1 protein-coding gene is annotated in these 854 nt (G+C 56.2%); it reads left to right on the top strand.

Translation table 11 applies throughout. From position 1 onward, the window contains the following. Nucleotides 1-854, top strand: an 854-nt coding sequence (locus ACFPLB_RS17410) for an elongation factor Tu (protein WP_378232045.1), incomplete at both ends; no start/stop codon positions are given.

Below are 854 nucleotides of genomic sequence, written 5' to 3'. Positions count from 1 at the left end.
GGCAAGACGTCTACGACGGCCGCGATCACGAAGTTTTTTGGTGATTTCCGTGCTTACGACCAGATTGACAACGCGCCTGAAGAAAAGGCTCGCGGCATCACGATTGCCACGTCACACGTTGAGTATGAGACGGAGAACCGTCACTACGCCCACGTCGACTGCCCCGGCCACGCTGACTATGTGAAGAACATGATCACCGGTGCGGCACAGATGGATGGCGCCATTCTGGTTGTTTCGGCAGCCGATGGCCCGATGCCGCAGACGCGTGAGCATATTCTTCTGGCCCGTCAGGTTGGTGTTCCGGCTATTGTCGTGTTCCTCAACAAGGTTGACCAGGTTGACGATGCCGAGCTTCTTGAACTGGTTGAGCTGGAAGTGCGCGAGCTTCTGTCGGCCTATGAGTTCCCTGGTGATGATCTTCCGATCGTTGCCGGTTCGGCTCTTGCTGCTTTGGAAGACAGCAACAAGGAAATCGGTGAAGACGCCATTCGCAAGCTGATGGCAGCGGTTGACGAATACATCCCGACGCCTGAGCGTCCTGTCGATCAGCCTTTCCTGATGCCGATTGAAGACGTGTTCTCGATTTCGGGCCGTGGCACGGTTGTGACGGGTCGTGTTGAGCGCGGCATTGTCAAGGTTGGTGAAGAGCTTGAGATTGTCGGTATTCGTCCGACGTCGAAGACGATCTGCACGGGCGTTGAAATGTTCCGCAAGCTGCTTGATCAGGGTGAGGCCGGTGACAATATCGGTGCGCTTTTGCGCGGTGTTGACCGTGATGGTGTTGAGCGCGGTCAGGTTCTGGCCAAGCCGGGTTCTGTGAAGCCGCACAAGAAGTTCAAGGCGGAAGCCTATAT

The sequence above is a fragment of the Aquamicrobium segne genome (assembly GCF_042656785.1).
GTDB lineage: Bacteria > Pseudomonadota > Alphaproteobacteria > Rhizobiales > Rhizobiaceae > Mesorhizobium > Mesorhizobium segne.
The sequence above is the reverse complement of the archived record's forward strand: the minus strand, read 5'-3'. Positions and strand labels throughout refer to the sequence as shown.